Consider the following 15,833-nt stretch of genomic DNA (forward strand, 5'->3'; position numbering starts at 1 on the left):
CAGTTTGCTACCTGCTGACGAGGCGGTAGTTAATCATTAACAGCATATATTTGAGTTGAAATAAATTGTTCATACTCGTTTCAAGTAGGCAACTACAAGAAATGAGAAACTAGCGATTAAACTGAATCAAGCGTTTTGGTATATGAATCTAATTGAAGCTGTACAGTGATTAATTTCACAGACGCCAACTGTATGAGAGTGATGAGAAATCGTCGCGATCTGTTGCTCATCCTACTTGTAGGGATGAACGACTGTTTGGGGTTGTATAGTCAAGTAATTAAGTGCATGTGGTGGATGCCTTGGCAGTCAGAGGCGATGAAAGACGTAATAGCCTGCGATAAGCTCCGGGGAGGCGGCAAATATCCTTTGATCCGGAGATTTCTGAATGGGGAAACCCACCTGCTATAAGGCAGGTATCGTAACATGAATACATAGTGTTGCGAGGCGAACGAGGGGAAGTGAAACATCTCAGTACCCTTAGGAAAAGAAATCAATTGAGATTCCCTCAGTAGCGGCGAGCGAACGGGGAACAGCCCATTAAGTCATATAAGCTTTAGTGGAATGCTCTGGGAAGTGCAACCATAGTAGGTGATAGTCCTGTACGCGAAAGGGCTTATATGATGATGTCGAGTAGGGCGAGGCACGTGAAACCTTGTCTGAATATGGGGGGACCATCCTCCAAGGCTAAATACTCCTGACTGACCGATAGTGAACCAGTACCGTGAGGGAAAGGCGAAAAGAACCCCTGTGAGGGGAGTGAAACAGATCCTGAAACCGCATGCATACAAGCAGTGGGAGCCGACTTGTTCGGTGACTGCGTACCTTTTGTATAATGGGTCAGCGACTTACATTCAGTAGCAAGGTTAACCGTATAGGGGAGCCGTAGGGAAACCGAGTCTTAATAGGGCGTTCAGTTGCTGGGTGTAGACCCGAAACCGGGTGATCTATCCATGAGCAGGTTGAAGGTTGGGTAACACTAACTGGAGGACCGAACCCACTGTCGTTGAAAAGCCAGGGGATGACTTGTGGATAGGGGTGAAAGGCTAATCAAACTCGGTGATAGCTGGTTCTCCCCGAAAGCTATTTAGGTAGCGCCTCGGACGAATACCATTGGGGGTAGAGCACTGTTTCGGCTAGGGGGTCATCCCGACTTACCAAACCGATGCAAACTCCGAATACCAATGAGTACTATCCGGGAGACAGACTGCGGGTGCTAACGTCCGTAGTCAAGAGGAAAACAATCCAGACCGCCAGCTAAGGCCCCAAAATTATAGTTAAGTGGGAAACGATGTGGGAAGGCATAGACAGCTAGGAGGTTGGCTTAGAAGCAGCCACCCTTTAAAGAAAGCGTAATAGCTCACTAGTCGAGTCGGCCTGCGCGGAAGATGTAACGGGGCTAAAACTATATGCCGAAGCTGCGGATTTGCAATTTATTGCAAGTGGTAGGGGAGCGTTCTGTAAGCCGATGAAGGTGGATTGAGAAGTCTGCTGGAGGTATCAGAAGTGCGAATGCTGACGTGAGTAACGACAAAACGGGTGAAAAACCCGTTCGCTGAAAGACCAAGGGTTCCAGTCCAACGTTAATCGGGGCTGGGTGAGTCGACCCCTAAGGCGAGGCCGAGAGGCGTAGTCGATGGGAAACTGGTTAATATTCCAGTACTTGTGTGTAATGCGATGAGAGGACGGAGAAGGTTAAGTCAGCCTGGCGTTGGTTGTCCAGGTGGAAGGATGTAGGCATGTATCTTAGGCAAATCCGGGGTACTCTATGCTGAGATCTGATAGCAAGCTGTACTTGTACAGTGAAGTGGCTGATACCATACTTCCAGGAAAAGTCTCTAAGCTTCAGTTACACAGGAATCGTACCCGAAACCGACACAGGTGGTCAGGTCGAGTAGACCAAAGCGCTTGAGAGAACTCTGCTGAAGGAACTAGGCAAAATGGTACCGTAACTTCGGGAGAAGGTACGCTGCCGGCGGTGATGGGATTTACTCCCTGAGCGGCCAGCAGCCACAGAAACCAGGCCCCTGCAACTGTTTATTAAAAACATAGCACTCTGCAAACACGAAAGTGGACGTATAGGGTGTGATGCCTGCCCGGTGCTGGAAGGTTAATTGATGGGGTTAGCGTAAGCGAAGCTCTTGATCGAAGCCCCAGTAAACGGCGGCCGTAACTATAACGGTCCTAAGGTAGCGAAATTCCTTGTCGGGTAAGTTCCGACCTGCACGAATGGCATAATGATGGGGGCGCTGTCTCCAGCAGAGGCTCAGTGAAATCGAATTCGCCGTGAAGATGCGGTGTACCCGCGGCTAGACGGAAAGACCCCGTGAACCTTTACTGCAGCTTGACATTGAACTTTGATCTTACCTGTGTAGGATAGGTGGGAGGCTTTGAAGTAGTGACGCCAGTTGCTATGGAGCCATCCTTGAAATACCACCCTGGTAATATTGAGGTTCTAACTCTGTCCCGTTATCCGGGACGAGGACCATGTCTGGTGGGTAGTTTGACTGGGGCGGTCTCCTCCTAAAGAGTAACGGAGGAGTACGAAGGTGCGCTCAGCGTGGTCGGAAATCACGCGTAGAGTATAAAGGCAAAAGCGCGCTTAACTGCGAGACCCACAAGTCGAGCAGGTACGAAAGTAGGTCTTAGTGATCCGGTGGTTCTGTATGGAAGGGCCATCGCTCAACGGATAAAAGGTACTCTGGGGATAACAGGCTGATACCGCCCAAGAGTTCATATCGACGGCGGTGTTTGGCACCTCGATGTCGGCTCATCTCATCCTGGGGCTGAAGCAGGTCCCAAGGGTATGGCTGTTCGCCATTTAAAGAGGTACGCGAGCTGGGTTTAGAACGTCGTGAGACAGTTCGGTCCCTATCTACCGTGGGCGCTGGAAATTTGAGAGGATCTGCTCCTAGTACGAGAGGACCAGAGTGGACGAACCTCTGGTGTACCGGTTGTGACGCCAGTCGCATCGCCGGGTAGCTATGTTCGGAAGGGATAACCGCTGAAAGCATCTAAGCGGGAAGCCTACCTCAAGATAAGATTTCCCTAGGACTTTATGTCCTCTAAAGAGCCGTTGAAGACTACGACGTTGATAGGCTGGATGTGGAAGCACGGTGACGTGTGAAGCTGACCAGTACTAATTGCTCGTGAGGCTTGACTATACAACACCCAAACAGTTGTTGTATGAAGCTCAGTTGATTCGATATTCATCAGAATGACTTGATTCAGAATCGCAACAGTATGACAATGTTCCAACTCAGATAGAGCTGTTAATAACTCATTTGGAAAAAGCATTGGCATCTAAATAAGACCAAAGCAAGTATCCATAAACAGTTGTGCTGGCGACAATAGCAAGAGTGAACCACCTGATCCCTTCCCGAACTCAGAAGTGAAACCTCTTTGCGCTGATGGTAGTGTGGGGTTACCCATGTGAGAGTAAGTCATCGCCAGCTCATTATTCCTAAACACCCTCAATCATTTGATTGAGGGTGTTTTTTATTGTCCACAGAAAAGAAAAGTCAAAGCTATTTCAGTCGTGTCATGCTTAAACCTGCTGCTTTACTGTAGCTGATTTCAAAGATCTGATTGTCCGGGTGCTGAGCTATACAGAGTTCCCCGTACATTACGGTTTTATAGCCTAAGCCCTGCTGTACAAAATTCATCAGTGCAGTCCGTTTAGGAATCAGTTCCTTCATGTAGTCTCCCCATACTTCAAAGAACAGCGGGGGAAAACCACAGTTTTTTAAAGTACTGACACTGCCTTCGAGTACTTCTAGCTCTAGACCTTCAACATCTATTTTTAATAGATCAATTTTAGTGAAATTAAAGCTGTCTATAGGCTGCAATGAAACACTATCAAACTGACTGATGGTACTGGTGATCAGATTCTGCTGACGTCTGATATTTTCATCTAAGGATAATGCCCCGATATTGCCTTCATGTGCTAAATCAAGGACAGGAACTTGGATGGAACCCGAGATATTGCCAATAGCAATATTATAAGCAGTACATGTATCAATAAGCTGATTACTGAAAATATTGCCACATAGCTGATAATAGACGCCACGTTGTGCTTCAAAACTGATCACTTGCCCTTGTTTGTTCTGTACATAGAGACCAACAGGAATCGTGATTGCTCCAAGATTTGCACCGATATCCAGAACCACGGGTTTTTCAATGTTGGTTAAAAAATGTTTGATGATTTCAATCAGGGGGGAGTCCCATAATTGACCACTTCTTAACTGTCGGCTGATCATGTCTTTTCCATTAAAAAGCAGAAACTGTATATTTTCAACAGGGTAAAGTTTTACTTCAGCTTTTGGAGGAGTTGCCTGAGCGACTGGTCTGGAAGGGGGCTTTTTTAACTGATTCAGAGACATCGGTGCTGTTTTATTCATCATTTTTCCTTTTATTATTATTGAGGCACCTTCCTGATTGAAGTCAGGAAGATGTAATTGTGTATTGATCAGGCATTCAGTTGCCGTCTTGCATGTTTTAACGCAGTACGTAGACCTTCCTCAAGTGTAGGATGATAAAAAGGTTTTTCAAGTATGCTGTCAATGCTTAAATTTTCGGAAATCATCCAGCTGAGCAAATGGGCTAAATGCTCTGCAGACTCGGTAAAGAGTTCTGCACCGAGTAGCTTTCTGGTTTTTTGCTCAACATAAATTTCAATGGCACCTTTATTTTTCCCAAGGACAATTGCCCGACCTTGCCGTTCGTAAGATACAAAGCCTGTAACAAAACTGATATTTTCCTGAATAAGTTGTTTATGGCTTTTACCGGCAATTGCCATTTCAGGTTCACTGAAAACAATTCCAAGCCCTGTCAGAACCGGAAGTTTCTGAACATCAGGATAATTCAGACAATTCCTGATAATCTGACGTCCATCATGAGCCGCTTCGTGCTGGAGAGGTTTTGCTGTATGGGCATCACCAATAACAAAAACAGGGAAACCTCCAAGCTGTTTCGTGAAAGGATCTACAGGAAGTTGTTTGAGGTCTGTGAATGATTCTGAGATATGATCCAGATGTAAGGAGCTTAAATTGCTGATTCTACCTGTGGCTGACAGTACGTAGTCGGTATAAATTTTTTGCTGAATGCCATTTTCAGTATAGCTGATTTCTACAGTATCATTTTTCAGACAGACGGACTCAGGCAAAATTTCAAATTTAATATCCATTTCTTTGGATAATTCAGTCTGTGCCAGTTCCTGCAAAAATGGACTAGTCAAAATACCGACCTTGCGGCTACGGGCAAATATGGTTGTTTTTACGCCCAATCGCTGCATAGCCTGAGCAAGTTCAAGAGCAATAACGCCGCTGCCAATGACTGCCATTGAGTCAGGTAACTGATCAAGTTCAAACACCTGATCGGAACTGATCAGGCGGTCTTCCAGCTCATTTTTCCAATCCGTATTGAGAGCCGGTGTTGATCCCACAGCGAGGATAAAACTCTTTGCCTGATAGTGTTGATCATTCACAGAAACGGTATCTGGGCTGACAAATACAGATTTTCCTGAAATTTTATGTTCTGGCTTCCAGCTGTTGACGTCTTTGAGGGTTGCTGCAGTGAAACGGTCTCTTAACTTTCGGACATGAGGCATAACGTCACGGGTATTGATCTGAGAGGTGACCTTTAAGGCAACTTCATCTGCATGTTCGATATCATGCATGCGGTTTGCAGTAGAAATCAGTACCTTGCTGGGCATACAGCCGACACGGGCACAGGTGGTATCCCAGGGGCCATCATTGATGATCAGAATATTTTGTGTATGTTTGATTGCTTCTTTATAGGCAGCGATACCTGCCGTTCCCGCACCAATAATAATAATGTCGTACATAAATGAAATCTGGAAAGTTAGGCTCTTTCCCACTATATAAAAAAACCCTCATGACTGAGGGTTTTCTTGCAATTATTTACACTTAATTAATAAGTCACACCGCTAGGCTGAGTCAGTGTGGTTTTAATGGTTCCATTATTGTTTACGGACTGACCTTCAAAAGTGATGTCATTGAATTTGTGTTTAAATTTCAGAATACTGCCATTCGCAGATTGTCTGAACTGGAAGATATTGTTGCCTTCCATATAGATACTGCCGGTGAAGCTTTGAGTATTTGTAGAAGGATCTTCATTTTCAACACGGGTACCATCAATAGCAGTAATATTCGGTAAACTGAGTACCTCAGTACCATCGGCCTTTAAACGATAGTATGCAGAGTCACTACTGCCTGGCGTGGATGCGAGATTGAATGAAATTGGTTCAGCAAACGGAACATTGGCGTTATCATTGATCAGTACATTGAATCCAGAACCAGCTTGAATATTATATAAACTGCCATCCGTAGATGTTAAATCTTTATAGATACTTACAGCCCCGGTCGTGATTTCTTTTTCAACAGGTAGACCTGTGACAGGGTCATTAACAAGGATGGTTGTTGTGATCTTATAATCACTGGTGCTTCCATTAATCAAAACAAAACGCTTTTGTCTAGTTTGAGTCAGCCCCCATGATTGTTGAAATGGATAGGCAAATGCACCGGTAATGGTTACATCCTGGAAGTTTTTATCACCATTTTCATTTTCAAAAATATAAATTCTTGTATTTGATTGATATTCATCAAGATTTGGTGTGATATTGTCATGCTGAAGTTTGATGTTTTTAAGATCGTCAGCAGTAATGTCGAAGTCCCAGTCGCCATAACCAGGAATTAATGTTTTAATTTCTTCGCCAATAAATACATAACAGGCTCTATAATCATTTGTACTTTCAGCAAAGCATTTCTTTCTATAATGAGTCAATTTATAGCCATCTAAATTAACATTACGTATAGCGAGTGTTAACTCTAAAGGGCCTTGTGCAAAAGTATCAATCGCGTGGTCAATGTAGCCTTTCGCGGTTGTTGCATCTGTTGGGTCATAATTACCAAACAGGAACTGACCTTCTTTTTTCAGAGAGTTAAGAATAGCTTGTGCAGAATCTGGATTTGTCGGGTTTTCTGGATCGGTTGGCGTTGTTGGTCCACCATTGTTGTTGCCCCCTGAACTACCAGCATTATTATAATAGCCATCGCTTCCACCACCGCCACAGGCAGCAAGTAATCCAGTCAAAGCTAAAGCAAGCGTCCCTTTAATGAACTTCATGAAATACCCCAAATAAAATTTTATGTACAGAATTTAGTTATATTGCGTAAAGATACCATACATAAAAAAAGGCGCATATAGCGCCTGGGATTTATTTGTTATTTAACCGATGTTCCGATGCTGACCCCAGCGGTAGGGCGTATGTTCATTGAGCTGCAACCAGAAATGGTGATTGCGCACAGTATCACAATAATCAGTTTATTCATTGATTAATCCTGCGGTTTTAGCCTGATGAAACAGCTGACTTGATCTGGAACCGCTGTTACATATCATCAGAATAGGTTTAGGTAATTCATGATAATAACGTGCAAACTCTGTGACGTCTGTCGGAGAAATTTTACCGCTCTGGACAGGCTGGTAAATTACACTGACCTGTTTCTTTTCTGCAATATTGCGCAGCGCATAAACGGTTACGGTATTACCGGGTTCCTGATCAGGACGGTTTACAATCACGGATCTGAAACCCTGGCTCAGCAAGACTCTGAATTTATCTTCAGTCATTTTTCCTGAAACACTGACATTCTGAGTCAGTGCTGTGCTGAGTGCTGCGGATTCCGCCAGAACTGGCGTCATGGAACTGCAAATAAAAAGACTGAAACAGCAGGCCTGTAAAAACGGCTTAATCATCCAGCAGATCCATCTGTTTTGCCAGCTGGTAGAGATTGTTTGAACGGTTGCCTGTACGACAGAACATCAGTACTGGCTTTGGCAGCTCATTGAAATGATTGGCAAATGTACGGACATCAACTTCAGTGATCTGTCCTGCAACAACCGGTTGATAGACATAATCGAGTCCTGCAGTACGGGATGCTTCTTCAATCTGTGCACTGGTTGGCTGCTCTGAACCACCTTCCATATCTGGACGGTTATTGATAATGGATTTAAAGCCTTTTTCGACAACCTGTTCTACATGTTCAGGACCAATTTGACCTGCAAAGCCAACATTTTCGCTCATTTTGTCACTCCATTATGGAAAGAATAGAATTATGCTTATGATAGCATTAAGCTGAATTCAGAGCTGAATGTATTGAAATTTTATCGCGATTATAAACATAAAATAACGCAATGGAGCGCGTATGCATTCTTATACAGTTGAACCATTGTATGTGAAGTCTGAACAGGAAGTGATCGCAGCCGATTTTTATCGTCCAGTTGCTGTAAAAAAGCCTGCTGTCATTATTATGGCGCATGGTCTTGCTGCATTGCGTCAGTTCAGACTGGTTCAGTATGCAAAGCGTTTTGCCCAGGCAGGTTATGCAGTGGTGCTGTTTGATTACCGTTACTGGGGGGGGAGTACCGGACGACCACGTGAACTGGTGTCCTTAAAAGCACAGCTCGAAGACTGGCGGACCATGATTGCTCATGTGGCTGAAAGAAAGTCCATTGATAACAGGCGCATTGTGCTGTGGGGAACATCCTTAAGTGGTGGGTATGTACTGGATCTGGCTTCTGAATTAAAGAATGTTCAGGCGGTGATCGCGCAGATTCCATTTGTGGATGGTGCTGAAAGTGCAAAGCTGTATCCGATTCAGCAGTTGCCTAGAGCTTTAAAAGTTTCAAGTCAGGATTATATGGGCGCCAAAGTCGGTATGTCCCCCAGAAAACTCCCGGTTGTTGCCCGGAATGAGCTGTGTTTTATACCGACTCAGGACAGTTATCAGGGGTATATGTCCATTGTCCATCCTGATTTTTACTGGAGCGGGGAAATTCCTGCCCGGGTTTTCTTTCATTTAATCCGTTACCGACCGATTCAGGATGTCCGTAAAATCAGTATTCCTGTGCTGTTTATTGCCGCTCGTCAGGACAGCCTGATTTCCATTGAGTCCAGTCGTGAAACGGCAACCAATATTGCACCCTTTGTGCAGTATCATGAATGGGATATGAAGCATTTTGAAATTTATCATGGACAATGGTTGGAAAAAGCAATTTCGACCCAATTAGATTTCTTACATGAACATATTGGAGTGGGTGAATGATTATTGTCTGTCCTGCCTGCGGTGCAAAAAACAGAGTACCGGAAGATAAAATTGAATCAGGTCCTGCCTGCGGTCAGTGTCATCAGCCCCTGATTCCGCTGGCACCGATTGAACTGAATGAACAGAATTTCAGTAATTTTATCAGTAACAGTGATTTACCTGTGCTGATTGATTTATGGGCAGAATGGTGTGGTCCATGCAAAATGATGGCACCCCATTTTGCTGAAGTGGCAAAGCATAATCCACATGTGATTTTTGCCAAAATTGATACAGAAGCCAATCCACGCCTGAGCAGCGCATTCAATGTCAGAAGTATTCCTACCCTGGTCTTAATGAATAAAACCACGGAAGTTGCTAGAATAAGCGGTGCGCTTAGATCCCCACAGCTACAGCAATGGCTGGATCAGCAGCTGAATGTCTCAAAATAATGTGAAAGACTGGAGTGAATGTGTCAGAAGCTCATGTAAAACCTGAAGGAACCTTATCCCTTCAAACGATTGCAATGCCTGCGGATACCAACTGGAGTGGTGATGTATTTGGTGGATGGATTGTGTCACAGATGGACCTTGCAGGAGCGATTCACGCAGAACGCTTCAGTAAAGGACGCTGTGCAACAATTTCAATCAATCAGATGACTTTCCTGGTTCCAGTTAAAGTTGGCGATGTGATCAGCTGCTACACAAAAATTCTGAAAGTGGGAAATACTTCAATTCAGATGCAGATTGAGGTCTGGGACAGTCATGACAGTTCACGGGAAGCTAAGCGTGTGACTGCGGGTGTATTCACCTTTGTTGCAGTGGATGTTGCAGGTAACAAACGTCAGATTCCTGAAGAAGTAAAACTGAAATATGCTGAATCACAGAATGCATAAGATCAGTTGATCTGAAAAATCCCAGCCTTGACTGGGATTTTTTATTGTGAATTTAAAATAAAATATAGGCTTCTTACCAAGTCAAAAAATGTTCAACTTTTAGATTAAAAACATATCCAAAAGAATATTGGGAGTTCCTTCTCTTGCACCATATATGGCTCATGGATGAGGAGGTAACTCCGCAAGAGGATGAGGGATTTTAAATAGAAAACCTCCCCCTCTTGCGAAACGATGTTTCTCATCCTGAAAGGAGAGGGAACATTCAATATTGATTCAGATTTTACCGAAACCAGCTTTCGTAAGAGGTTTGATGATTAAAACATGGTATTACTGTTGGCAGGCTGTGCTGGAACTGCCTGCTGTACATCCCAGTGTTCTATAATTTTTCCATTTTCAACTCTGAAAATATCGACAATGGCAACGCCTGCATCCTGAGTATACTGTGTGGAATGTACATGCAGTACAACCAGATCTCCTTCAGCAATGGCACGTTTGATGATGCTTTTTGCTTCAGGGTTTTCCTTGAAATGTCCGACAAAATAGTCCACAAAAGGTTTTTTACCATCGGGAACATGCGGATTATGCTGAATATACTGACTTCCAATATAGCGGTCTGCATATTCTTTGACCTGATGTTTGATAAAAACACCTTCATAAAAATCGATGACAGCTTTTTTATTCTGTTCTGCTTTCTGTATCGCAGACTGAGTCTGATCAGTGGAATGGCTCTGTGTTTCAGCCGTGCGGGTGGGTAGCTGATGACATGCACTCAGCAGAAGTGGGGCTGCAAAAAATGCAGCCAGTAAAACTTTTTTGTTCATTATAAACTGACCTGAAGGAAGATGGCTCTATTCTGCAATGGAGTAAAGCATCTGATCTGTAAGGAAAGGTCAGTCTTGTGTATGGAATCGTTATATTGAGGGCTGTTTACTTTTTCAGGCGGCTTTTAGATACCCATGCCCAGAGCATTTCAGCCTGTACAGGTTCCTGACCTGATTCATCTGTCAATACAACAGAAACCAGTGTTTCGCCTTTATCTGTGCTTTGCATTTCCTGAATCTGTGCATCAGTCAGTGTTGCTACAGCACGCATATCACCTTTGGATGGGCGCTTGTAATCAATTTTCATGCTTTTAATCAGTACAATGGATGTGTCAGGGACATTCATGCCTGTTACAAAACCTGTTGCTGTTTCTGCAAGTAAAGCCATGGCGACGGCATGCAGCTGATTGATATGGTTCTGCATTCCACGATGGTTTTTCAGCTCAACAATCACGGTGTTGCGGCTGACTTCAATATATTTAATACCGGCTGTACCGACCATAGGCACGACCCGACCAAAGGCTTTACTCCATAATGTACTGCGTACACCTTTGGGAAATCTGGATGTTGCTTTTACCAGTTTTGCTAAACGATTGGTCTGAGTCATGTGGTTACCTATGTGTTCATCAGGAACTTAGTCTTTAAAATTATTGAACTGTAAAGGCACACCAAACTGCTGTTCTTTCAGAAATGCCATTACCTGCTGCAAAGTATCGCGTTTTTTATCTGTAACACGAATTTTGTCACCCTGAATGGAAGATTGCACTTTGATGCCACTTTCTTTAATGGCTTTATTAATTTTTTTCGCGGTATCTGAGTCAAGACCATCTTTGAGTTTAATGACCTGAACAACATTTTTACCAGATGCTGTCATTTTCTGTGGATCAAGAGCCTGGATATCCACTTTACGTTTAAAGAAGTGACTTTCAAGCATGGAGTAAACCTGCTCACACTGGAAATCACTTTCAGTACTGATTTTAATTTCCTTGGATTTTTCATTCAGTTCAATGGAAACATCCTGTCCACGGAAATCAAAACGGGTTGCAATTTCTTTTTGGGTGTTTTGAACTGCATGATTTACTTCAAAAACTTCCAATTCGGAGACAATATCAAAAGAAGGCATGGTTTAGACCTTTACAAAGGGAAAGAATATCTGAGATGCTAGGGATGTTTTCTTCATTTGCCAAGTGTTGTTTACATCAAAGGAGTGCGCAATGATCCGTAAAATCGAAATTACAACATTTGAGTTCCCAGAAAATGCAGTCATCTGGGATGTCCGTGACAATAAAGCGTTTGCTGAAAGCCATTTAAAAGGAGCTGTGAACCAGCCGATTGATGGTTTAACTGCGGATAGCTTAACTCAAGTGAATTCGGATCAGCCTATTTACATTTTATGTGGCGGCGGTAGTAAAGCTCCACGTGCAGCTGAAAAACTTGAGGGTTTTGACAGTTCACGTGATTATATTGTTCTGATGGGAGGCACACGTGCAGCACGTGATGCAGGCTTATCACTGGAATCAGATCACTGAAAAAAAGCGCCGAAAGGCGCTTTTTTATGGACAGCATTTCAGTGACAACATGAAGAAAATCAGTTTTCGCCAGTGGCATGGTGCTTTTTAGGGGCTTTACGGCTGCTGCGGAAGCGTAAAGGATTTAACTGCTTCAACAGCTTATCAGGAACAGGGCAGGCTTCTTTTAATATCAGTGCTGCCATAATTTCACCGCATAAAGGTGAATATAAAAAACCTTTTGAACCCAGACCTGCATAAGTATAAATTTCTGAGTTTTCATCCAGTCTGCCTAAGACAGGGAAAAAGTCAGGTGTCTGCGCACGGATACTTGCACGACCTTGCCATTCGGATACAGGTGCTAGTGATTCTGCATATTCAGGAAAGACATTGTGGATAAGTTCAAGGTTATGCACATGATCATCTTCCAGTACATCAGTATCTTCACGACCTGGTAAAAATGATGCACCCAGGATCAGTTGCTGATCATTTAACTGCATACAGTACCCACCGTAACTGTAAGCCTGTGCTTTATTCAGTGCAGAACCTGTATTGTCCAACCAGCTGACCTGCCCCCGTATGGGTCTGAGTACAGGATAAAGCTCAAAAAAAGCTGAACTCTGTTTGGCTGCGCAGATGACAGCATGATCAAAAACCACTGTTTCAGCAGACTCAGCCATTTTCAACTGTACTTTTTCATCTATAAATTCGACGGACTGAATATCTGCCTGGTGAAAATCAATCAGTGGATGTTGCAGTATTTCTTCACAGAGTAAATGCGGGGATACCGCACCTGCCTGAGTCAGCAGAAGCGATGGATATTCTGTTTTCAGATCACAGGGCTGTTTCTGGAGCAGGTTCTCAGGATAATCATCTGCGAGTGCGAGGCTTTCTTCTGCTTTTTTCAGCGCAATCTGATGGACTGCAAGTGGGCGGAATGCACTGAACTGACGGTAATGTCTCAGTGCATACTGCCAAGTGACGGTCATGAGATGATAGTCACTCATGGCAATACTTCCCAGTTTGGGATTCAGCAGAGCCAGTGGATTACCAGATGCGCCTGTAAGAGGCGCAGTTCTGTCGTAGAGGCTCACCTGATGTCCACGCTGTGCGAGTGACCATGCACAGCTTAAACCGGCTATTCCTGCGCCTATAATGGCAATTTGACGAGGTCTGGATAGCGAGTGCCCGTCAGCCGCCGTTTTTTTTTGAGCGGTATTACCAGAATGCTCTGCTGGAGTCGTCATATCAGCTTCTGTTTCGGCTTCCAGCCAGACGGCTTTAAGCATCTCCCGCTTATGACCAAAACCACGGGGACGGGTCACTTTAATGCCGTGACTGCGTAAGCCTCGTTTTAACACACCCGCCACACTGAAAGATGAAAAAGTCGTACCTGTGTCAGACAGGCGGACAATATGATTCAGGACATTTTCTTCCCACATGTCCGGATTGCATGACGGTGCAAAACCATCAAGGAACCAGGCATTGACAGTGGAGGTCTTTGGCATCTGTGGAAATACATCATGTGCATCGCCCAGCCAGAGATCCAGTGAAAAGCGGTGCTCAGGAAAATTCAGGCGATGACAGCCAGCCACAGGAAGCGGGTACTGCTCAATTAGGAGTTCTGCTAAAGGTTTCAGTTCCGGCCATGCATTCAGCGCACGGATCAGATCGGATTTTGACAGAGGAAATTTTTCAACAGATACAGCATGAAGATGACTGTGATTGTCAGGTTTGCATTCCTGCCACAACTGCCATAAAGCCAGAATATTCAGCCCTGTACCAAAGCCAGTTTCACCGACACAGAAATACTGATGGCTCTGTAATGCAGACAGACGCTCAGTCAGATCATTTCCATTGAGAAAGACATGTCGGGTTTCAAGCAGACCATTGTCTTTGGAAAAATAAACATCACCAAACTGGCGGGAAACAGGAATTTCAATTCCATCAACACACTGCCAGTCCAGGCTGGCAGTTTGAATGGCTTCAGACAAGACAGTAACCTTATTTAAGAGAGAGAATCAGAGATTATTACCACTGACGGCGTCGTTTGGTATAGACATAACTTGCGATCAGGAATCCAAGAAATACACCGACAGCAATCGTTGCAGCACCATACAGGAACATCTGTGCACTGCGTTCACTCTGTAAAACCTGAACCTGAACACCCAGGTTGTCATTTTTCAGCTGAAGTTCCTGATTCTGCGCCAGGGCATCCAGATTGGCTTTTTCCAGCTGTTGCAGGCGGGTGGCCTGGTCTTTGACCAGTGCTTTGACGCTTGCTTCCTGGAGTACTTTATTTTTTGCAATCTGTTCAGCCGTCAGTGCTTTGCTTTCAGGTGTCTGTCCCTGAGCAGATGCAGATGCTGCAGTTGACGAAGCAGCCGCTGACAGAATGCCTGGTTTACTGGCAGCATTCTGAACAGCTGCAGTTGCGGTCGTTGCCGGAGCTGCAGCAGGCGCTGGTGCTGTTTCTACAGCCCATGCAGTGGAACATACGAGTGACAGACCCAGTAGACCAGTAACAACGACACGCATTTTTTTATCCTTTAGGGAAGGCTTTGTTGAACGGTTTTACGTCAATATGACCATAAACACCTTCTTTCAGAAAGGGTTCTTCCTGTAACCATGAATCCAGTGCTTCACGGCTTTCAAAGTCAACAATCATGGTACTGCCATAGAAACCTGCCTGAGGATTCCCAGGTTCTTTAGGCATGGCACCTGCAACAATCAGACGACCTTCATTGTCCAGCTGCTGTAGACGTTCAATATGCTGTGGACGTGTTTCCAGGCGTTTTTCCACTGTACCTTCAATATCAGTACAGGTTAATACGAATAATGGCATAATTTTTTCCGGAAATTCAAATACTGAATTTTACTCTTCAGATGATTTAAAGTGTTTACGCAATACAATAAACTGGATAATGATAAAGGAAATCATCACAATCATGTCGCCGAATGCGGTAAATTCGCCCCAGTATTTGCCGCCCATGAAAAAGAATGCAAAAAAAGCATGCAACAGTGACATCACAATAAACATCGCAGCCCATGCAAAATTCAGATTCATCCAGCCTTTAGGGGTGAAATTAAATACAGGATCAAACAGACGCTGAATGAGTGGCTTTTTATCTGTCCCAAAATATGGAGAAAGCAGAAATACCCCTGAGAATGCCAGATTCAGCAGAACTGCTTTTAATTTAATGTAGGTCGCATCCCGCAGAGCCAGCGTGACACCGCCCAGCACAATCGTGATTACAAGAATGATCAGCTGCTGTTTTTCCAGTCTGAATTTCTGATAAATGAACAGACCGCCGTAGATCACCATCATGGACAGAATCAGTCCAAGAGTTGCCACCAGAATTTCATTATTATTGATGCCGCCTGTGTAGCCGATTAACTCAAGTAATGGATGATGGCTGTCTTTAGGATCTACTGTTTTTAATAAGTAATAGAAAATAAGAATTGGCACAAAGTCTAAAAGTGCTTTCATGTTAGAGTATCTGAATCTGCTCGG

General features: G+C 44.1%; 16 protein-coding genes and 2 rRNA genes. 6 read left to right on the top strand and 12 right to left on the bottom strand.

Annotated features, from left to right (window positions below):
- The first annotated feature begins 267 nt into the window (after positions 1–267).
- Both CDG61_RS03090 and rrf read left to right on the top strand, forming a co-directional pair.
- A 23S ribosomal RNA gene (locus tag CDG61_RS03090) occupies positions 268–3,161 on the top strand.
- Positions 3,162–3,337: 176 nt separating this feature from the next.
- Positions 3,338–3,452 (top strand): 5S ribosomal RNA (rrf, locus tag CDG61_RS03095).
- 72 nt (positions 3,453–3,524) lie between these two features.
- Here rrf and CDG61_RS03100 read toward each other — a convergent pair.
- The 5 genes from CDG61_RS03100 to CDG61_RS03120 form a co-directional block, all read right to left on the bottom strand.
- On the bottom strand, positions 3,525–4,400 hold the full coding sequence (locus tag CDG61_RS03100) for an FkbM family methyltransferase (RefSeq protein ID WP_228199606.1): 876 nt from the start codon (positions 4,398–4,400) through the stop codon (positions 3,525–3,527).
- 65 nt (positions 4,401–4,465) lie between these two features.
- Positions 4,466–5,842 (bottom strand): dihydrolipoyl dehydrogenase, encoded by a 1,377-nt coding sequence (locus tag CDG61_RS03105; protein WP_087551375.1) that lies wholly within the window; start codon positions 5,840–5,842, stop codon positions 4,466–4,468.
- An 86-nt stretch (positions 5,843–5,928) separates the two neighbouring features.
- Positions 5,929–7,143: a hypothetical protein gene (locus tag CDG61_RS03110; protein WP_087513112.1), complete on the bottom strand. Its 1,215-nt coding sequence runs from the start codon at positions 7,141–7,143 to the stop codon at positions 5,929–5,931.
- A gap of 198 nt (positions 7,144–7,341) precedes the next feature.
- On the bottom strand, positions 7,342–7,770 hold the full coding sequence (locus CDG61_RS03115; protein WP_087513111.1) for a beta-lactamase hydrolase domain-containing protein: 429 nt from the start codon (positions 7,768–7,770) through the stop codon (positions 7,342–7,344).
- Entirely contained in the window at positions 7,763–8,098 is a 336-nt protein-coding gene (locus CDG61_RS03120; RefSeq protein ID WP_087513110.1) for a TIGR01244 family sulfur transferase, read from the bottom strand. The genes CDG61_RS03115 and CDG61_RS03120 overlap by 8 nt, the downstream gene beginning before the upstream one ends.
- Positions 8,099–8,219: 121 nt before the next feature.
- Here CDG61_RS03120 and CDG61_RS03125 point away from each other — a divergent pair, with 121 nt between their 5' ends.
- The 3 genes from CDG61_RS03125 to CDG61_RS03135 are packed head-to-tail and all read left to right on the top strand — an operon-like array spanning position 8,220 to position 9,990.
- Positions 8,220–9,119: an alpha/beta hydrolase gene (locus tag CDG61_RS03125; RefSeq protein ID WP_087513109.1), complete on the top strand. Its 900-nt coding sequence runs from the start codon at positions 8,220–8,222 to the stop codon at positions 9,117–9,119.
- Positions 9,116–9,547: a thioredoxin TrxC gene (gene trxC / locus CDG61_RS03130; RefSeq protein ID WP_087513108.1), complete on the top strand. Its 432-nt coding sequence runs from the start codon at positions 9,116–9,118 to the stop codon at positions 9,545–9,547. The genes CDG61_RS03125 and trxC overlap by 4 nt, the downstream gene beginning before the upstream one ends.
- A gap of 20 nt (positions 9,548–9,567) precedes the next feature.
- Positions 9,568–9,990: an acyl-CoA thioesterase gene (locus tag CDG61_RS03135; RefSeq protein WP_087513107.1), complete on the top strand. Its 423-nt coding sequence runs from the start codon at positions 9,568–9,570 to the stop codon at positions 9,988–9,990.
- Positions 9,991–10,304: 314 nt separating this feature from the next.
- On the opposite strand, the gene CDG61_RS03140 is transcribed toward CDG61_RS03135, so the two are convergent.
- From CDG61_RS03140 to CDG61_RS03150, 3 genes are all read right to left on the bottom strand, one after another.
- A complete protein-coding gene (locus tag CDG61_RS03140; RefSeq protein ID WP_087551374.1) occupies positions 10,305–10,811 on the bottom strand; it encodes an ester cyclase in 507 nt (168 codons plus the stop codon).
- 106 nt (positions 10,812–10,917) lie between these two features.
- The gene (locus CDG61_RS03145) at positions 10,918–11,418 is read right to left on the bottom strand and encodes a DUF4442 domain-containing protein (RefSeq protein ID WP_087551373.1); all 501 of its coding nucleotides are present in this window, start codon (positions 11,416–11,418) and stop codon (positions 10,918–10,920) included.
- Between the two features lie 27 nt (positions 11,419–11,445).
- Positions 11,446–11,934 (bottom strand): YajQ family cyclic di-GMP-binding protein, encoded by a 489-nt coding sequence (locus tag CDG61_RS03150; RefSeq protein ID WP_087513105.1) that lies wholly within the window; start codon positions 11,932–11,934, stop codon positions 11,446–11,448.
- Positions 11,935–12,025: 91 nt separating this feature from the next.
- Here CDG61_RS03150 and CDG61_RS03155 point away from each other — a divergent pair, with 91 nt between their 5' ends.
- Positions 12,026–12,340, top strand: a complete 315-nt coding sequence (locus CDG61_RS03155) for a rhodanese-like domain-containing protein (RefSeq protein ID WP_087513104.1) — start codon at positions 12,026–12,028, stop codon at positions 12,338–12,340.
- Between the two features lie 59 nt (positions 12,341–12,399).
- On the opposite strand, the gene mnmC is transcribed toward CDG61_RS03155, so the two are convergent.
- Genes mnmC through CDG61_RS03175 form a run of 4 tightly spaced genes read right to left on the bottom strand, consistent with a single transcriptional unit; the run spans position 12,400 to position 15,809 of the window.
- Positions 12,400–14,313: an FAD-dependent 5-carboxymethylaminomethyl-2-thiouridine(34) oxidoreductase MnmC gene (mnmC, locus tag CDG61_RS03160; RefSeq protein WP_087551372.1), complete on the bottom strand. Its 1,914-nt coding sequence runs from the start codon at positions 14,311–14,313 to the stop codon at positions 12,400–12,402.
- Between the two features lie 37 nt (positions 14,314–14,350).
- Entirely contained in the window at positions 14,351–14,857 is a 507-nt protein-coding gene (locus CDG61_RS03165) for a hypothetical protein (RefSeq protein WP_087513102.1), read from the bottom strand.
- A 4-nt stretch (positions 14,858–14,861) separates the two neighbouring features.
- The gene (locus tag CDG61_RS03170; RefSeq protein ID WP_087551371.1) at positions 14,862–15,164 is read right to left on the bottom strand and encodes a YciI family protein; all 303 of its coding nucleotides are present in this window, start codon (positions 15,162–15,164) and stop codon (positions 14,862–14,864) included.
- Between the two features lie 30 nt (positions 15,165–15,194).
- On the bottom strand, positions 15,195–15,809 hold the full coding sequence (locus CDG61_RS03175; protein WP_087513100.1) for a septation protein IspZ: 615 nt from the start codon (positions 15,807–15,809) through the stop codon (positions 15,195–15,197).
- Between the last annotated feature and the right edge of the window lie 24 nt (positions 15,810–15,833).

Origin of the sequence: Acinetobacter sp. WCHAc010052, assembly GCF_002165295.2 — a bacterium.
GTDB lineage: Bacteria > Pseudomonadota > Gammaproteobacteria > Pseudomonadales > Moraxellaceae > Acinetobacter > Acinetobacter chinensis.